At 58.0% G+C, this 17,771-nt stretch carries 13 protein-coding genes; 6 read left to right on the top strand and 7 right to left on the bottom strand.

Features of this window, described 5'->3' with window-relative positions:
• The first annotated feature begins 137 nt into the window (after nt 1-137).
• On the top strand, nt 138-2,903 hold the full coding sequence (locus tag RIKMI_RS0101545; protein ID WP_245584929.1) for a putative LPS assembly protein LptD: 2,766 nt from the start codon (nt 138-140) through the stop codon (nt 2,901-2,903).
• Between the two features lie 119 nt (nt 2,904-3,022).
• Nucleotides 3,023-5,137 carry a M3 family metallopeptidase gene (locus RIKMI_RS0101550; protein WP_027290195.1) on the top strand — a complete coding sequence of 705 codons (2,115 nt, stop codon included), beginning with the start codon at nt 3,023-3,025 and terminating at the stop codon, nt 5,135-5,137.
• Between the two features lie 395 nt (nt 5,138-5,532).
• Here the strand turns inward: RIKMI_RS0101550 and ahcY are convergent, their stop codons facing one another.
• Together ahcY and RIKMI_RS0101560 are read right to left on the bottom strand one after the other, a co-directional pair.
• Nucleotides 5,533-6,936, bottom strand: a complete 1,404-nt coding sequence (gene ahcY, locus RIKMI_RS0101555; RefSeq protein WP_027290196.1) for an adenosylhomocysteinase — start codon at nt 6,934-6,936, stop codon at nt 5,533-5,535.
• Nucleotides 6,920-7,327: a riboflavin kinase gene (locus tag RIKMI_RS0101560; RefSeq protein ID WP_027290197.1), complete on the bottom strand. Its 408-nt coding sequence runs from the start codon at nt 7,325-7,327 to the stop codon at nt 6,920-6,922. The genes ahcY and RIKMI_RS0101560 overlap by 17 nt, the downstream gene beginning before the upstream one ends.
• 67 nt (nt 7,328-7,394) lie before the next feature.
• Here RIKMI_RS0101560 and RIKMI_RS14505 point away from each other — a divergent pair, with 67 nt between their 5' ends.
• The 4 genes from RIKMI_RS14505 to RIKMI_RS0101590 all read left to right on the top strand — a co-directional run bounded on the left by RIKMI_RS14505 (nt 7,395) and on the right by RIKMI_RS0101590 (nt 12,366).
• Nucleotides 7,395-7,916: a MerR family transcriptional regulator gene (locus RIKMI_RS14505; RefSeq protein WP_084135136.1), complete on the top strand. Its 522-nt coding sequence runs from the start codon at nt 7,395-7,397 to the stop codon at nt 7,914-7,916.
• Between the two features lie 172 nt (nt 7,917-8,088).
• The gene (locus RIKMI_RS0101570) at nt 8,089-9,210 is read left to right on the top strand and encodes a Nif3-like dinuclear metal center hexameric protein (protein ID WP_027290198.1); all 1,122 of its coding nucleotides are present in this window, start codon (nt 8,089-8,091) and stop codon (nt 9,208-9,210) included.
• A 29-nt stretch (nt 9,211-9,239) separates the two neighbouring features.
• Nucleotides 9,240-10,013: a zinc ribbon domain-containing protein gene (locus RIKMI_RS0101575; RefSeq protein ID WP_027290199.1), complete on the top strand. Its 774-nt coding sequence runs from the start codon at nt 9,240-9,242 to the stop codon at nt 10,011-10,013.
• Nucleotides 10,014-11,775: 1,762 nt separating this feature from the next.
• Nucleotides 11,776-12,366, top strand: coding sequence for an RNA polymerase sigma factor (locus tag RIKMI_RS0101590; protein WP_027290202.1), 591 nt, complete (start codon nt 11,776-11,778; stop codon nt 12,364-12,366).
• A gap of 576 nt (nt 12,367-12,942) precedes the next feature.
• Here RIKMI_RS0101590 and RIKMI_RS0101595 read toward each other — a convergent pair.
• The 5 genes from RIKMI_RS0101595 to RIKMI_RS0101615 form a co-directional block, all read right to left on the bottom strand.
• Complete coding sequence (locus RIKMI_RS0101595; RefSeq protein ID WP_084135137.1) at nt 12,943-14,397, bottom strand: O-antigen ligase family protein; 1,455 nt, start codon at nt 14,395-14,397, stop codon at nt 12,943-12,945.
• 16 nt (nt 14,398-14,413) lie between these two features.
• Nucleotides 14,414-14,584, bottom strand: coding sequence for a hypothetical protein (locus RIKMI_RS14755; RefSeq protein ID WP_156877451.1), 171 nt, complete (start codon nt 14,582-14,584; stop codon nt 14,414-14,416).
• A 763-nt stretch (nt 14,585-15,347) separates the two neighbouring features.
• The gene (locus RIKMI_RS0101605; protein WP_027290204.1) at nt 15,348-15,908 is read right to left on the bottom strand and encodes a DUF5606 family protein; all 561 of its coding nucleotides are present in this window, start codon (nt 15,906-15,908) and stop codon (nt 15,348-15,350) included.
• Between the two features lie 282 nt (nt 15,909-16,190).
• On the bottom strand, nt 16,191-16,817 hold the full coding sequence (gene coaE / locus RIKMI_RS0101610; RefSeq protein WP_027290205.1) for a dephospho-CoA kinase: 627 nt from the start codon (nt 16,815-16,817) through the stop codon (nt 16,191-16,193).
• Nucleotides 16,814-17,767 carry a YbbR-like domain-containing protein gene (locus RIKMI_RS0101615; RefSeq protein WP_027290206.1) on the bottom strand — a complete coding sequence of 318 codons (954 nt, stop codon included), beginning with the start codon at nt 17,765-17,767 and terminating at the stop codon, nt 16,814-16,816. Before RIKMI_RS0101615 ends, coaE begins: the two co-directional genes overlap by 4 nt.
• Nucleotides 17,768-17,771: the final 4 nt, after the last annotated feature.

Here is a 17,771-nt window from a genome sequence, read left to right on the forward strand (position 1 = left end):
AAAAATACGTTTCTTATAGCCGTCAGAAGCTTCATACCGCCTGCTTTGCGATTCCCCATTTTTGATTACCTTTGCGGGTCGCCCGTATGCGCCCCGCGCAAAGGCTGGCGGACAAATTTAACCTATTTCATCGGATTTTGCGCCCGGCACAACGAAAACGGATATTTTTTTCGCTCCTGCTGCTCTTGTGGACGGCGGCCGTGCTTCCCGCCGCTCCGCATCTGCCGGCCGGCCGGGCAGCTGTTCCGGACGACACGCTCCGCACCGCGACCGACAGCCTGCCGGTATCGGCAGCCGATACGCTCGTGCGGCCGGACAGCCTGCCGGCGGACACCGTCGCGATCCGGCCGGACTCGACGGCGCGGAACGCGGTTCCGGCGGATTCCGCCAGGCGCAAAGGCGGCTCGCCGCTGGCCGACCGCGTTACGGGATCGCAGCAGGACTCGCTGGTATACGACGTGCGCACGGGCAACCTCTATATGTACCGCAAGGGGGAGGTGAAATACACCGACCTGCAGGTCGAGGCCGAACAGATCAAGCTCAACCTCGACGACAAGAACGTCGCCGCGCGGGGCGAGGTCGATACGATGAGCAATAAATATATCCGCCCCAAATTCATCCAGGACAACACCACCTACGAGCTGGACTCCGTCCGCTACAATATAGACACCAAGAAGGCGCTGATCTGGGGCGCCCACACCAAAGAGGGCGAAGGGATCATCACCGGCGGGCTGGTCAAGAAGATGCCCGACGACGTGCTCCACATGAAAGGCGGCCGTTATACCACCTGCGACGCGGAGTGCCCGCACTTTTACCTCCAGATGACCAAAGGGACGGTCGAACCGAAAAAAAAGGTCGTTTTCGGTCCGGCCTACATGGTGATCGAAGACGTTCCGTTCTATCTGCTGGGGCTGCCCTTCGGTTTCTTCCCCCAGCAGGGAGCCAGGCACTCCGGTTTCATCCTGCCGACCGTCGGCGAAGAGACCACGCGGGGGTTCTTCCTGCGCGACGGAGGGTACTATTTCGTATTCAACGACTACCTCGACCTGAAATTCACGGGGGGCATCTATACCCTCGGCTCGTGGGAAGCCGGGGCGGCGTCCAGTTACCGCAAACGTTACAAATTCAACGGCAATTTCCAATTCGATTTCGCCAAGGACGTTTTCGGCGAGAAAGGCAGCGCCGATTACGTGAACCAGCAGAACATGCAGATCCGGTGGACGCATCAGCAGGACGCCAAATTCCGGCCCAACTCCACCTTCTCGGCCAGCGTCAATTACTCCACCAGCAAGTACAATCAGTACAACGCGACGGACATGAACGACTACCTGGCCGCCCAGACCAGTTCGTCGATCGCCTATTCCAAGAACTGGGCGGGCAAGCCTTTTTCGCTCTCGATCAACGCCAACCACAGCCAGAGCCTGCGCGACAGCATCATGTCGCTGACGCTGCCTTCGGTCGTGTTCAACGTGACCCGCATCAATCCGTTCAAGCGCAAAAACGCCGTGGGCAAGGAGCGGTGGTACGAAAAGATCGCGTTCACGTTCCAGACCAATTTCTCCAACAGCGTCTCCGGTTTCAAGCAGAAGGATTTCATGAAGAAAGAGATGTTCGACCAGATGAAACTCGGCTTCCAGCACCAGTTACCGGTGAGCGCCTCGTTCAACCTGTTGAAATACCTGAATATCACGCCCAACTTCACCTACCGCGAACGGTGGTATTTCCGCAAGATCTACCGCGACTGGAATCCGGAGACCGAACGGGTCGAAAATACCGATACCACGCACGGGTTCTACCGCGTTTACGATTACAGCGCCTCGCTGTCGGCCAATACCCGCCTGTACGGGAGCTACAAACTGGGACGCAAGGGCAAGATCCAGCTTCGCCACGTGATGACGCCCAGCATCAGCTTCAATTACGCCCCGAATTTCGGCAAGGAGAGCTACGGCTACTACCGTACCATCCAGAGCGACAAGCACGGCGGTACCATGACCTATTCGCCTTTCGCCAACGAAATCTACGGCGTGCCGGGCAGCGGCGAAAGCATGGGGCTCACTTTCGGGATCAACAACACGCTGGAGATGAAAGTGCCCACTACCAAGGACACCAGCGGTTACCGCAAAATCAAGATTTTCGAGGCGTTCAATATCAGTTCGGGGTATAACTTCCTGGCCGACTCGCTGAAACTCAGCCCCTTTACCGTCAATGTGCGCACGACGCTGGTCAAAGGGCTGAGCCTGAACGTGAACGCTACGTTCGACCCCTATATCGTGGACGACAACGGACGGAGGATCGATAAATTCGTCGTCTCGCACGGCAAAGGACTGGCCCGCCTCACCTCGTTCAGCACCGGATTCAGTTACGGCTTCAGTTCCAAGGTGCGCAGCAGCTCCTCGTCCAACACGCCGGCCAGCAACAACCCCGACAACAATACCCGGGCCGACGTCGAAGCGGCGCTGAACGACCCTGCGCAGAACGGCGGCTTCTTCAACCAGACCGAGAACCAGTACGCTACGGCCATGAGGCGGGCGCAGATGCTGGCCACCCAGTATTATGATTTCAGTATCCCGTGGAGTTTTTCGTTCAATTACAGTTTCAGTTTCAGCCGGCCGGGCAAGACCGTAACGCGGTCGCAGACCGTCAGCTTCAACGGCTCAGTGAACCTGACATCGAAATGGGCCGTCGAATTCGGGGCCGGGTACGACTTCGAGATGAACAAACTCACGCCGGGTACCGTGATGATCCGCCGCGACATGCACTGCCTGCAAGCCACCTTTTCGTGGGTGCCCGTCGGGTTCCGCCAGAGCTGGACCTTCTCGATCCGGGCCAAGAGTTCGGTGCTGTCCGACCTGGTCAAGTATAAGAAAACCAACAGCTTTATCGACAATTATTACAGCTACTGATACGTGCCGCCGCGCCCGGGCCGGAGCGCGCATCCCGTCGGTTTTCCGGCTATCGTTATTTCGGTCTGACAAACACCCCGCCAGAGATGCCCAGAACCCTAAAAACCATCGCGACCCTTATGAGTACCACGACCCTGCTCGCCGGATGCGCCGGCGCCGACGACCACGCCAATCCGCTGCTGTCGGACTGGAAAACGCCTTACGGCGTTCCGCCGTTCGAGAAAATACGGCTCGAACATTACCGCCCGGCCGTCGAACGGCTCATCGTAGACGGCCACCGTGCCGTCAATGACATCACGACGAACACCGACGAGGCCACGTTCGAGAATACCGTCGTCGCATTGGAATTCGCCCAGCAGCCGCTGGAGCGCGTGCTGAATGTCTTTTACAATCTGAACAGCGCGGAAACCAGCGACGCGATGCAGTCGCTCGCGATGGAACTCTCGCCGATGCTGACCGATTTCTCCAACGACATCATGCTCAACGAGCGGCTGTTCCGGCGGGTGAAATCGGTGTACGACGAGGCCGAGGTTTCCGGGTTCGCGGGGATGGCCACCGAACAACGCACCCTGCTCGTCGAGACTTACAAGAGTTTCGTCCGTTCGGGCGCCAATCTCACGCCGGAACAGAAAAGCGAATACCGCGCCATCACCGGCGAACTTTCGCAGCTGGTGCTGCGTTTCGAACAGAACGTGCTCGCGGCGACCAACAAATGGCAGCTCTGTCTGACCGACGAAGCGGAGCTGGCCGGGCTGCCGGAGTCCGTGCGGGAAAGCGCGGCCGCCGAAGCCGAAGCGGCCGGGAAAAAGGGATGGCTCTTCACGCTGCACGCGCCGAGCTACGTACCGTTCATGACCTACTCCGCCCGGCGCGACCTGCGCGAACGGATGTACCGCGCCTACAACAGCCGCGCTTTCGGCGGCGAACACGACAACCGCTCCGTGGTGGTGCGGATTGCCGACCTGCGCCTGCGGCTCGCCAACCTGCTGGGATACGCCACTTTCGCGGACTATGTGCTGGAAGAGAGGATGGCGGGGACGGTCGCCCGGGTGAATGCGCTCCTGGACGAATTGCTCGCCAAAACGAAGCCCTATGCCGAAAAAGAGATCGCCGGTATCCGGGAATATGCGGCCGCGCAGGGACTCGAAGGCGGACTGATGCCTTGGGACTGGGCTTACTACACGGAAAAATACAAGGCCGCGACTTACGATCTGGACGATGAGATGACCCGTCCCTATTTCCGTCTGGAACGGGTGCAGGAGGCCATGTTCATGCTCGCCGGGCGGCTTTACGGGCTGACGTTCGAGGAGAACAAGGATATTCCGGCGTATCATCCCGACGTGCGGGCTTTCGAAGTGTACGACGATCCCGAACGCGGCGGCGACGGAAGCCCGATGGCGATTCTTTATATCGACTATTTCCCACGCCCCGGCAAACAGGGCGGCGCGTGGATGACCTCTTACCGGCAGGCGTACGTCGATCCGCAGAGCGGCGAGCAGGTCATCCCCGTAGTGTCGCTCGTCTGCAACTTTACGAAGCCGGCCGGGAAACGTCCGTCGCTGTTGAGTTTCAACGAAGTGACCACCATTTTTCACGAATTCGGACACGGCCTGCATGGGATGATCGGACGCGGCAGCTATCCCAGCCAGACGGGAACCAACGTGCGGCGCGATTTCGTCGAACTGCCGTCGCAGATCATGGAAAACTGGGTCAGCGAGAAGGAGTTTCTCGATCTGTGGGCCGCGCACTACGAAACCGGCGAGAAGATGCCGGCCGGGATGATCGACAAGATCGAAGCGACCAAACGCTACCTGGCGGCTTACGCCTGCGTGCGCCAGCTGCAATTCGGCATTTGCGACATGGCGTGGCATACGGTTTCCGAACCGCTCGACACGTCGTGCGATGTGGCCGCTTTCGAACGGGAGGCGGTCAGCCGCACACAGGTGATGCCGCCGGTGGAGGGCACTTGTTTCTCGACCGGTTTCGGCCATATTTTCGGCGGCGGCTATGCGGCCGGATATTACAGTTACAAATGGGCCGAGGTGTTGGAAGCCGACGCTTTCGCCCTTTTCAAGTTGAACGGGATTTTCGACGAGCGGACGGCGCGTTCGTTCCGCGAACATATCCTTACGCCCGGCGGTTCGCAGCATCCGATGATCCTTTTCCGGCAATTCGCCGGCCATGAACCGACCGTAGGCCCGTTGCTGGAAAAGATGGGTATCCCGGAGGAATAGAATCGGGCGGCGTTCCGTAAAACGAACGGGAGGGAACCTGTCAAAGAGGGTTCCCTCCCGTTCGTTTTACGGAACCGGTCGTCGCAACCGGAAACCTCCGGAAATATGTTTATCAACTTTGCGCCCGGAGCCGGCGAAGGCGGGTTCCTGCCCTGTTCGTGTCCGGGCGGCACCAGCGGGCGAAGAAAGAACAAACGCCTGTCGGCGACAGACATACAATTAAACCTACCGTTATTTGCCGAGGGTCGCAGCCTTCGGAAAAAAGGAGTGCTTACAGCCCGGCTGGAGTGCCCAGCGGCACCGGGCCTCCGCTGCGGGAGGCTGCGGCCCGCGCGACCCAAAGGTCGCAAAGCATGTCCGGGCCGTTTAAATGTACTGTCTATCGCCGACGGGCGTCAATACCGGTAGAAATCCGCCTTGTACGGCCCCTCGACCGGTACGCCGATATACTCCGCCTGCGCCGGCGTCAAAGTAGTCAGGTGTACCCCGATTCGTTCGAGGTGCAGCCGCGCCACCTCTTCGTCCAGGTGCTTCGGCAGACGATAGACGCCCGTTTCGTAATCCTTGCGCCACAGCTCCAGCTGCGCCAGCGTCTGGTTGGTGAACGAGTTGCTCATCACGAACGACGGATGGCCCGTCGCGCAGCCCAGATTCACCAAACGCCCCTCGGCCAGCACGAAAATCGAATGCCCGTCCTCGGCGAACGTATATTTGTCCACCTGCGGCTTGATCTCCGTGCGTACCGCGCCTTCGAACGCATTGAGCCGGTCCATCTGGATCTCGTTGTCGAAATGGCCGATGTTGCAGACGATCGCCTGGTCGCGCATCGCCCGCATATGTTCCAGCGTAATGATGTCCCGGTTCCCGGTGGTCGTCACGAAGATATTGCCCTCCGGCAGCGCCTCCTCCACCGTCTTCACCTCGAATCCCTCCATCGCCGCCTGGAGCGCGCAGATCGGGTCGATCTCCGTCACGATCACCCGCGCCCCGTAGTGCCGCATCGACGCCGCACAGCCCTTGCCCACGTCGCCGTAACCGCAGACCACCACTACCTTGCCCGCGATCATCACGTCCGTAGCCCGCTTGATACCGTCCGCCAGCGACTCCCGGCAGCCGTACAGATTGTCGAACTTGCTTTTGGTAACGGAGTCATTGACATTGATCGCCGGGAACAACAGCTCGCCCCGCTCCATCATCTGGTACAGGCGGTGCACCCCCGTCGTCGTCTCCTCCGAAACGCCCCGCAGCTCCTCCACCATCGCGTGCCACTTGCCCGGCTCCGCCGCTAAAGTCTCTTTCAGCAATGCCAGAATGACCGCCTCTTCCTGGTTGGCCGGCGTCTTATCCAAGATTGCCGCATCGTTCTCGGCTGCAAATCCTTTATGGATTAAGAGCGTCGCGTCTCCCCCGTCGTCCACGACAAGGTGCGGCCCTTTCCCTCCCGGAAAAGTCAGCGCCTGCCGCGTGCACCACCAGTAATCCTCCAGCGACTCGCCCTTCCAGGCGAACACCGGTACCCCCGCGGCGGCGACGGCCGCCGCCGCATGGTCCTGCGTCGAAAAGATGTTGCACGAGCACCAGCGCACCTCGGCTCCCAGTTCGACCAGCGTCTCGATCAGCACCGCCGTCTGGATCGTCATGTGCAGCGAACCCATGATCCGCGCTCCCCGGAGCGGTTTCTGCGGGCCGTATTTTTTCCGCAGGGCCATCAGCCCCGGCATCTCGTGCTCCGAAATTTCGATCTCCCGGCGGCCCCAGTCCGCCAGCGCCATGTCGGCCACTTTATAAGGTATATCCATCGTTCTCTATGATATTGAGTGCATTTCGTCTGTCCCGTTCCATCGCTTCGCGCAGTTCGTCCACCGAGGCGAATTTCTTTTCCGGCCGCAGGAATTCCAGCAGCTCGATCGCGATCCGCTGCCCATAAAGGTCCCCGTCGAAATCCAACAGCCACGCTTCGGCCTTGCAGCGTCCGGCATCCTCCACCGTGGGCCGCGTCCCCACGTTCACCAACGCCCAGTACCGTCCGCCGGTCTGCTCCAGCACGATCCTCGCCAGCCATACGCCGGCCATACGCCGCCCGCGGCACTCGTCCGCCGCCAGGTGGACATTGGCCGTCGGGAATCCCAGCGTGCGCCCCAGCCTCCGTCCCGGCACCACCCGGCCTTGTATCGTGATCGTCTTCTGCATCCGGGCGGTAAAGGTACGGAAAAAATCACTATCTTGGCGGACCGAAACGCCAAACGAAGACGCAGGTATGACCGACGAAAAGAAACGATCCCGGAAGATGTTTTTCAGCATGGGCGAAGTGTCCGAGATGTTCGACGTGAACCCTTCCCTGATCCGTTTCTGGGAAAAACGTTTCGCCGTGCTCAAGCCCCGCAAGAATGCCAAAGGGAACCGCCTGTTCACGCCGGAGGATGTCGAGAACCTCAAACTCATTTACCACCTGGTCAAGGAGAAGGGGATGACGCTGGCCGGCGCGGAGAAATACATCAGGGACAACAAAAACGCGCTGCAGCGCGACGTGCAGATTCTCGAACATCTGGGCCGCATCCGGGCCGTCCTGCTGGAGATCAAGTCCGAACTGGGCAGCGAGAGCACCGATACCGAGATCGTGGTGAAAACCGAGGCGTTGGCCGAGGCTGTCAATGAGGCGTTGCCGGAACCTGTCACCGTAGAGGAAGCCCTCGAACGGCATGAGGCGGACGCCGCGACCGAAACGCCGGCCGAGCCGTCCAAACCGCGGTATATCGAACCGACCCTGTTCGACCTGTAGCCCGCCGCTCGACGATACACAATATGGCTTGTTCTGCGCGGGCACACGCTTCCGCTATCACGCGATTTGCGCCACGCCGCGCGAGCGATCGCTTCGGCGACTTCGTGCCTGCTTTTGCGATTCGGGCGTTCCTGACGAAACGCGCTTGCCGTCCCCTAAACCCGACAACACCATGCCCACCCTCAACGACATCGTCGCCCCTATCGAAACCGCCGCGCCCCTCGCCTGGCAGGAGAGCTGGGACAATGCCGGCTGGCAAATCTGCCCGGCCGATCCGGCGACCGCCGAATGTACCGGCGCCCTGCTGACCCTCGACGTGACCGAAGCCGCCGTCGCCGAAGCCGCCCGCGAAGGGTTCAACCTCGTGGTCAGCCACCATCCTCTCCTGTTCAAAGGGCTGAAACATATCACCGGAGCGACGTCCAGAGAACGCATCGCCGCCGCCGCCATCCGGCACGGCATCGCCATATACTCCGCCCATACCAATATGGACTCCGCCCCCGGAGGGGTGAATTTCCGGCTGGCCGGAATGCTGGGACTCGAAAACATCCGGGTGCTCGTACCCCGTCGGAACGATCTGCTGAAACTGGTCTTCTATACCCCCGCCGCGCAGGCCGACGACGTGCGGCAAGCCGTGCTGGCAGCCGGGGCCGGACACATCGGCGGATACGATTCATGCAGTTACAACAGCGAAGGGGTCGGTACCTTCCGGGCCGTATCCGACGCCTGCCGCCCGTTCGTCGGCACCGTGGGAGAGCTGCACCGCGAACCGGAAACGCGCACCGAAACCGTTGTGCCGCGGCATCTGCTGGCCGGCGTCATCCGCGCTTTGGTACAGGCGCACCCTTACGAAGAACCCGCCTACGACATCATCCCGTTGGAGCTTCCCTATCGCGGCGCGGGATTGGGGTGTGCGGGCGATCTGCCCGAAGCCGTGCCGACGGCGGAATTTTTACGGCATATCGTCCGGACGCTGAACCTCGCTTCCCTGCGCCACAGCGAAATCGCTACCGAAACGGTACGGCGGATAGCCCTGTGCGGAGGCAGCGGCGCGGAATTCATTCCGGCGGCCGTCGCCGCCGGGGCGCAGCTCTTCCTGACGGCCGACCTCAAATACCACGATTTCCAGCGCGGCGAAGGTCGTATCACGCTGGCCGACGGCGGCCATTTCGAGACCGAACAGCAGGTGCTGGACGTTTTTTATGAACTCATATCGAAAAAAATCCCTAATTTTGCAGTTCGTAGGGCAGTTATGCCCTCCAATCCGGTCGGCTACCTCTCCGGACTACGATAACGGCAAATCATACAAAGCGATACACATACATGGCAACCACAACCAAAAGCACCGTCGAAGATCTCTCCACCGAAGAGAAGATCAGCGTCCTCTACGGCCTCCAGCAGATCGACTCCAAAATGGACAGCATCAACCATATCAAAGGCGAGCTGCCCTATGAAGTGCAGGACCTCGAAGACATCATCGGCGGGCTGGAAACCCGCATATCGGGTTACGGCGCCCAGGCCGACGAGCTGGCCAAAGAGGTAAAAGCCAAAAAAGAGGAGATCGAACAGGCCAAAACGCTTATCAAAAAATACGAAGCCCAACAGGACGACGTGCGCAACAACCGCGAATTCGACTCCCTCTCCAAAGAGATCGAATACCAGAAGCTCGAAATCGAACTGGCCGAAAAGCGGATCAAGGAGTTCAACGCCGAAATCAAGAACAAGAAAAAACAGATCGAAGACACCAAAGAACTGCTCGAAGACCGCAAGGTCGATCTCGAAGCCAAACGTGCCGAACTGGCAGGCATCGAGGCCGACACCGCCAAAGAGCTGGAAGATTTGCAGGCGCAGGCCGAAAACGCCCGCGCCAAGATCGACGAGCGGCTGCTTTCCGCCTACGACCGTATCCGCCGCAACGTGCGTAACGGTCTGGCCGTGGTGACCGTCAAGCGCGACGCCTGCGGAGGTTGTTTCAACCGGATTCCGCCGCAGCGACAGCTCGACATCCGGATGAGCAAGAAGATCATCGTCTGCGAATATTGCGGCCGCATCCTGGTTTCCGACCTGCTGGACCGGGACGGGACCGAAAACGAATAAACGACAGGCTGTACCGATCACCCGGATATGCATGTCTGATTTTCGGTGCATTTCGGCCCTGCGCCCAAGCAGCAAAACTGCTTGGGCGCAGGGCTTTTTAGGAAGACCCATGTCCGGTTTTCGGTAAAACCGGACATGCTGACCGACGCAAAGCGTATCGGCATGCTCTTTTTTCGTTCGGTTGCAGAGTTCGGTTGCAGAAAAGACGCGCTCTTCGGGGGTATCCCGAAGAGCGTCGGCCCACGGCCGCCCCGGCGCGGAGGATAGGTGCCTCCCGGTTCCCGAACCGGGCTGGAACTATTTGAAACTTTCCAGGCGTCCGGCCATCGGGCAGGGATGTTCTGATAAAGAGTCCCCGCGCCGGGGACGAGCCTGAAACGGAAAAGGCTGCGGACGGTTTGAATCCCGGGAAAGCGAGCAGCTGAGTCACCGCGCCAGCGGGCGGCGACCGCCTCCCCCGGCGGGAAGCCGCAAAACGTCTTCCGCAGGCGGTCGCCGAATCGGACAGAGACGGCCAACAAAACAGTGGACGGGTGCGCACCAGCGGCCAACCCGCAGCCTGCTGACAAGAGGGACGTACTATTGCGACCGTTAGGTCGCGCGGGCCGCAGCCTCCCGCAGCGGAGGCCCATTACAGTACGGTTAATTACAATGTTTTCCCTTAGTCAGGCCGGAGCCACCCCCGGCGAAGGCCTGCAACTCGCAAAACTCATTTGGGCTTCGCTGGCTCCGGCCATAAAATTAACCGTACCATTCAATATCCCCGGCCTTTTCCACCTGTTCATTTATCGGGTAGAGGCTGCCGGCCCGGGCATGTGCGATTTTCCGTTCCGACGGAAGTCGGGAACGGGGAATCGCATTCCCGGCGACTTCTTTGCTTTCTTTCTTGGTCCCCCAAGAAAGAAAGTGCCCTGCCGGCATGAGGCGTCTGGAGAAACCGGTGCCCCGCGGTATAAGCGGGCGAAGAAAAACAAACGCCTGTCGGCGAAAGGCATACAGTTAAAAACAAGTTCCCGCGCCAGCGGCCAGCCCGGAGCCACTCCCGGCGGCGGGCTGCAACTCGCAAAGCTCGTTTTGCCCCCGCTGGCTCCGGGCCTGCGGCAGAAAGGTTCCGACAAAGAGTCTCCATGCCAATGGCGGCGCGCCCCGTGGGGGGCGTGGGCGTGCCGAAAACAACACAGCGGACAGTCGTTATTAGGGTAGAGGCGGCCAGCAAAACAGTGGGCGGGTGCGCGCCAGCGGTCAGCGACCGCCTCCCCCGGCGGGAAGCCGCAAAACGTCTCCCGCAGGCGGTCGCCGTATTATGGGGGTAATTGCAATCATCGAGCCGAGCGGGCATATTCGGGACACAAAGCCTGTAATCGGAAAATGGTCTATGGAATACCCGGTTATATACTTTCGATACACCTCCCTCTATCGGCTCTGCGATGCCGTCCGAATCGAGTATGGCCAACCCGGACAAAAGCCCCGAAAGGACAGGAGCGAACCGAAAAAGCGCCGACGAAAACTGTCGGTATATCTAAAGCATATGATCGGGATGGAATATGCTTTAGAGGATACGGCATGACAATATGTCACGCCGTTTTTTTGGCATATTAATTGATAAAAATACCGCGGGACGGCCCGTTACGGCTCGGGAAAACACCTTTGTTTTGCAAGATTCAAAAAAATAAGTATCTTGCACCGAATCGCAAACCAAAACAGACATCGCCTATCGATCCACATCTACTCAGAAACCAACAAAACCAAAGGAGTAGACGCAATGAACAAAGAAATCAGAAGCGACAATGACCAACTGTTGCTGCGGTCATTCATTGGAGGCGATGAATCTGCGATCACAACTCTTATCGAACGTCACCGGAAAAAAGTATATAACTATATACTCATGCTGGTCAAAGACCCGCAAACGGCCGACGACCTCTTTCAGGAGACATTCATCAAAGTCATAAGCAGCCTGCGCGCCGGGCGTTATTCGGAAAACGGGAAGTTCATTTCATGGGTGCTGCGCATCGCGCACAACCAGGTGATCGACCACTTCCGGGGCGGGAAAAAACCGGCCCACATCACCAGCGACGATGCCGGGTACGATCTCCTGAACAACAAAAAACTGGCCGACCCGAACATCGAAGAGGAGATGATCCACGACCAAATCGAACAGGATGTCCGCAACCTGATCGACCACCTGCCCGTCGAACAACGCGAAGTAGTCGTCCTCAGGCACTATTTCGATCTCAGTTTCAAAGAGATCGCCCAGCAGACCGGAGTCAGCATCAACACTGCGCTGGGACGGATGCGGTATGCGCTGATCAACCTGCGCAAACTGATCGACGAGAAACAAATCGCTTTCGCCTGACGCGAACGACCGGCCTCGACATTCGGAAAGCCTTGTCCCCGTTTATGGAGACAAGGCTTCTTTTCCATCCGGGCCCTCCGTTCCGCCCGGAACCTCCCGGTTGCCGGTACTATAGCAGACTCCCTAAATCCGCTGCGACAATCGTCGCCTGATGAAATTCGTTAGTTGAAATCACGTTTCCGCACCAACGGGCATGCCGGTGCCGACGGGAATTTCAACTGCTTTACAGCGGATGCCCGGTACGTGGGACACACGAGTCGGCTGCTACTTCCAACGCAACGGTTCCTCCTCTTTGAACAAAGCCGTATCTGCTTACCTGCTTAAATTACCATCGTAAGATACGAATTAAATAAGGTAACTATATACGACTTTACCCTATATTATATGCACACTTGATTCTCAGTATGTTTCGGCCCTATGCCCAAGCGACGAAGCGGCTTCGCCGCTTGGATGCAGGGCCGTTTAGGGAGATCGCTCCCCGATTTTGGATAAAGTCGGATATACTTACCTAATCGAACGAACGTATATAACCATCGTCGAAAACAACAACTGCCGGTTTGCTGTGTTTTGAAATCGCTATGAATGGACGGATAAAAAATGTTGCAGTTTTACTCGAACCTTATATACGTCTGTCGCACGGACTTTTATAGGTTTGCTTAGAACCTGCCGGGCCAGTTCTTTCGCTTCAGCGAGATGGCCGGTCGCATCTAGAATCAATACTTTGTAATATAACGGAATAAAGCGGTTGGGACACATATCGGAGGCTAAAACAGCCCACTCCCAGGCTTTTGCATAATGGCCGAGACGGTAATGATTGTCGATTTGGACAATAGCCGCATCGACGTCGGCCCGTAACCGGAAATAACGATCGAGTATTTCCAAACTTCGGATATATCTTTTTTCCCGGTTTTGTATTAACCCGTAGGCATATAGAAATGCCGGATTTTCGTTGAACTTTGTCGAGGCTAACTTTTCATATTCACGGATGACGGATGTATGGTCGATTCGCGGTCCAACCGCTTGTTGCCAGTGGTGTTGGTCGATTCGGGACAGGATCGAATGGCCGGCCATAATGAGAAAACTCAAACCGACGACACGTTTTCCCCACGCTCGCCAATCGAAACATATGCCTGCCAGCATAAAAAAATCGATGCCGGATACGACCAATAAAGCCGGATAATGGAAAGGGTATGAAAACAGGGCCATTATCCCCACCCCCAGCAGCGATGCAAACGGTACTTTGAAATGCGGTATTCTCCGTTGCCGGCAATGTAAAATAATCCATAGAATACTTCCGACCGCTAACAGGCCGATAATCCCGTATTCGGCTGCAAAACGGAGATATTCATTGAAAGGCGCTTGCACATTATCTGCCAACATGGCGTATTTACTGTCCGGATGCTTGCGGAAATAATCTGCCTGATAGAGCATGTATTGAGCCCGAAATCCGTCGGTACCGTGTCCGAACAGCGGCTTATCCGCAATCATCGTCACCGTGTTGCGCCAAATCAGGATGCGGCCGTCCGCCGAATCTTTTTTGAAATGGTAAAGTCCAATACATCCTGCGGTACCGAAGCCCCCCAGACAACATAAGATACAGATTTTGTAGCATCGGGATCGATACCGCCATATCGAAAAAAGGCGCGGCCAAAGATAATAGATGCCGACGACCAATACGGCTATCCACCCTGCCCGGGAACCGGACAGGGCGATGGCAAAAAGTAGGACGGCTGCAGCGGTCATGCCGAAAACGACGGATAATTTCTGTCGTAATCCGATAAAATACAACGTAAACGGGAACAGCGCCGCGAGAAAGGCAGCGAAACCGTCCGGGTTATCGAAATGTCCGCAGGCACCGAGCGACGAACGAACGGCAAGCATACCGTACGCGGCTTCGTAAACTCCAATTAGGACAATCGCCAGAAAAGAGTAACCCGGAATTTTTCCGATACGAATACCATTTAGTCTCACCTGAATAATCGTTTGTTCATAACATTGCCGCCGCCAAGGCGGCAATGACGAACAGGACATACGGATGCGGAAAACGTTATACCAGGCTGTAAATAACGGTTCCGATACCGGCGGCGGTGAACAGTCCCATCAGGATGTATCGCCATAAGGCGGGCCGGACGAATGTCCGGGCGAGTTCCATGGCGATCAGACAACCGAAAAGTATGCGCAGGGAAGATTCCCTGACCATCAAAATACCGACTGCCATCATCGAACAGAATAATAATGTCCAGACAAATGTTTGTCTTCGAGATAATCCGGCCATAGGTTATTGCGGTTTAATGGAGACGGGAACACCTATTACTTCGACGATAACGCCGTTCGGATATTTGTCGGCCGCTACTTCCAACGCAACGGTTCCTCCTCCTTGAACAAAGCCGTATCTGCTTACCTGCTTAAATTACCATCGTAAGATACGAATTAAATAAGGTAACTATATACGATTTTACCCTGATATTATATGCACAACTGATTTTCAGTACATTTCGGTCTGCGCCCACCCCCTTAAGCAGAGCAAAGCCCCGATTCGAGTGCCGAGCGGCACCGCAGGGCCGGTCGGGAAGATCATTACCCGACTTTGGGTAAAGTCGTATATAGTTACCTTAAATAAAAATCATATCTTTTATCCCGATTATATGTTTGGATATGCCGATCGTTTTCGCCGGTGTTTTTGCGATCCGCGCCGGAACCTCCGGGGCTTTTGACAAGGGTTGCATCGCTTCGTGCCGGGGCTTTTCGGCGGAGAGAATTCCCGATCGGAGCGGCTCTGTCGTTTTTTTGACAAGGGTTGCCCCTCTTAGTGCGATGCGATGGAATCCGTTCCGGGGTCAGGTACAAACTCATGGGAATTCCGGTTCCCGACTGAGGGGCGAAGCGACGGCCCCGGCAACGGGCGGACAACGCAAGGGCATAAAAAATCCCTTTCTCCACCTGAGAGAAAGGGAACGGTGCTTCCGACAAGGGAAACGGGATTACTGCGCCTTGCGGGCCGTCGTGCTCCGTGCCGCCGGAGCTTTCGACCGGCTTTCGGCTTTCGGTGCCCGTTGGGTCGCCGCCGGAGCCGTCGTTTTTCGCGGCGCGGCTTTCTTTTTGGGAGCTTCAGCCGCCTCTTCCGCAGGGGTTTCCGTTTCGTTTTCGCCAGTCGTTCTGAATGTCGTCATTCCTGCGCCGATCAGCGCGTTGTACCACTGGACGATTTTCCGGATATCCGAATTGTGCACCCGCTCGGTGTCGTAATCCGGCAATACCGACGACATGAACGCCTGCAACTCTTCCGGCGAAGCCTTCGACGGCAGCGCCGCCGGTTTCCCCTCGTGTTTATCGTAAGCCGACTGGAGCACCTCTCCCAGAGCTACTTCCGACGTTCGGGTAAAGACCGCGATGTCGCCCAGCGCGCTCACTTTCGTCGTTCCGCCTACCATCGTGCGGCGTCCGTCCGCCAGCGATTCGACAATAATGCCGCCCTTGCCCTGAGCTACGTACTTATACAGCCCCGGTGCGCCCGATATTGCCAAAATCTCCTTTAATTCCATATCGTGTCAATCATTATTAAGAATTTCCGTATCCGAGCGATACAGCCGCAAATGTAGGCAAAAAATCTCAGGTAAATACATCCGATTTGCCCCGGTTTTCTTCGCGTGTTTGATTTCCGGCAACTTCCGGTCCTCGTCCGTTCTGCGGAACGCTTTCCGGCGAGGCGGCCCTGCCGGGAGTTTTAACAAGGTCAGATTACGTTTTATCCGGCATCGCCGTCGTCGGGCCGGCCGGGAAAACCATTGCGCCGTTCGCGGCAGAGCCGTGCGGGTCGCCTGGTGCTAAATACGTTCTGCGGCCCCGCACAAAGCCCGGTGCAATTCCGCCACCTGCGGGATCAGCAGCCGCATTTCGTCCGCCGCGACCGTATAATCCGCATAGGCGGCCCGCCCCGCTTCGTCCATCTGGGCGCGGACACGCCCCATCGCCGCTTCGCGCGTGCAGCCGTCGCGCCGCATCACCCGCGCTATGCGTACCTCCAGGGGGGCCGTGACGACCACGATGCGGTCCATCCGCCGCCAGCCTCCTGACTCGATCAGTACAGCCGCCTCTTCCACCGCATACGCAGGTCGGGGCACATCTTGTTCCCGGCAGACGACCCACTCCGAGAAATCCCGTTCCACCGCCGGATGTACCAGCGCGTTGAGAGCTTCCAGTTTCGGTTCGTCGCCGAATACCTGCGAAGCGATATGGGGCCGGTTCAGCCCCTTGCCGTCCGGCAGGCAGGCTTCCGGTCCGAACAGGCCGACGATACCCGCCCGCAGGACGGGATCCGACATCATCAGCGCTTTGGCCCTGTCGTCCGCCGTATAGACCGCCGCGCCCATCATCTCCAACAGTCGCGCTACCGTGCTCTTGCCGCTGCCGATACCCCCGGTCAGCCCGACCCGCAAAAGACGCCTCCTCATCGTTTCGTAAAGAAAGGTTCCACGAATTGCGGATCGATCCGGATGATGTCCGTCCCGGCCGGCAGCGAGTCGATCCGCACGGCGCACCGGCCGCTCTCCTCCTCCCGTACCCGGTTGTAGTCCACACAGGCGTGCAGCCGCTCTTCGCGTACCCGTTCGTAGTCGCGCAGCGGAACGTTCATCACCACTTTCACCCGCGCCGGCACGATGGTGGCCTGTATCCCTTCCGGCATGTTCTCCACCCGCACGGGCAGTTCCAGCGTATGTTGCGTGAACGGTACCACTTCCGCCCGGTAGTCCACCTGCCGAACCGACAGCAGAACTCCTTCGGTCGGCTCCAGGTCGATCCGCCCGGCCACCGGGGCCTTGAGGTTTTCGTACCTCTTCGGTTCGGTAAAGACGGCTTCCATCGCGTCCAGCACGACTTTCGGCCCCCGTACATCGACCGAATCGGGGTCGCAGACGACTCCGCCCACCGGCATGTACTGCCTTGCGGTGCCGATCGCGATCCGGCTCCGTACCGGCATCCTCCGCGATTCGACCGGCGACACGCTGATCGTCAGGGCCGTATCCAATATCTCGTGGATGCGCAGGTCTTTGACCGCCGCCGCGAGCGCACCAGTCAGCGAACTTTTGTCCACCCGGAACACCCGTTCGGCGCCGCGCACCGGTACGAGCGTCAGTTGAGACATGGGGATGACGGCCCTCTCGCCCAGTTTCAGCTTATAAGCCATCAGTTTGCCTCCGATCCCTTCGACCCGGCAGTTCACCTCGCCCAGCGGATGTTCGATCCAGAGTTTCGACGAAAAGTCGTTCCGCACTTCGATCGGCAGTACTATTTCGGTGGTATAGCGGTCGCCCAGCTTGTCGCCGTACCATAAAAGGGCGGCGATCAGCAGAAAAATCCAAAACGAAGGCTTTATGTAATGCGATATTTTTCCGCGTTTCATCTTA

Origin of the sequence: Rikenella microfusus DSM 15922 (genome assembly GCF_000427365.1) — a bacterium.
GTDB classification, from domain to species: Bacteria; Bacteroidota; Bacteroidia; order Bacteroidales; family Rikenellaceae; genus Rikenella; species Rikenella microfusus.

Excerpts from the sequence above, each read along its gene's own strand:
- RIKMI_RS0101550 (WP_027290195.1), top strand. The coding sequence starts at position 3,023 with ATGAGTACCACGACCCTGCTCGCCGGATGCGCCGGCGCCGACGACCAC.
- ahcY (WP_027290196.1), bottom strand. The coding sequence starts at position 6,936 with ATGGATATACCTTATAAAGTGGCCGACATGGCGCTGGCGGACTGGGGC.
- RIKMI_RS0101560 (WP_027290197.1), bottom strand. The coding sequence starts at position 7,327 with ATGCAGAAGACGATCACGATACAAGGCCGGGTGGTGCCGGGACGGAGG.
- RIKMI_RS14505 (WP_084135136.1), top strand. The coding sequence starts at position 7,395 with ATGACCGACGAAAAGAAACGATCCCGGAAGATGTTTTTCAGCATGGGC.
- RIKMI_RS0101570 (WP_027290198.1), top strand. The coding sequence starts at position 8,089 with ATGCCCACCCTCAACGACATCGTCGCCCCTATCGAAACCGCCGCGCCC.
- RIKMI_RS0101575 (WP_027290199.1), top strand. The coding sequence starts at position 9,240 with ATGGCAACCACAACCAAAAGCACCGTCGAAGATCTCTCCACCGAAGAG.
- RIKMI_RS0101590 (WP_027290202.1), top strand. The coding sequence starts at position 11,776 with ATGAACAAAGAAATCAGAAGCGACAATGACCAACTGTTGCTGCGGTCA.
- RIKMI_RS0101595 (WP_084135137.1), bottom strand. The coding sequence starts at position 14,397 with ATGTCCTGTTCGTCATTGCCGCCTTGGCGGCGGCAATGTTATGAACAA.
- RIKMI_RS14755 (WP_156877451.1), bottom strand. The coding sequence starts at position 14,584 with ATGGCAGTCGGTATTTTGATGGTCAGGGAATCTTCCCTGCGCATACTT.
- RIKMI_RS0101605 (WP_027290204.1), bottom strand. The coding sequence starts at position 15,908 with ATGGAATTAAAGGAGATTTTGGCAATATCGGGCGCACCGGGGCTGTAT.
- coaE (WP_027290205.1), bottom strand. The coding sequence starts at position 16,817 with ATGAGGAGGCGTCTTTTGCGGGTCGGGCTGACCGGGGGTATCGGCAGC.
- RIKMI_RS0101615 (WP_027290206.1), bottom strand. The coding sequence starts at position 17,767 with ATGAAACGCGGAAAAATATCGCATTACATAAAGCCTTCGTTTTGGATT.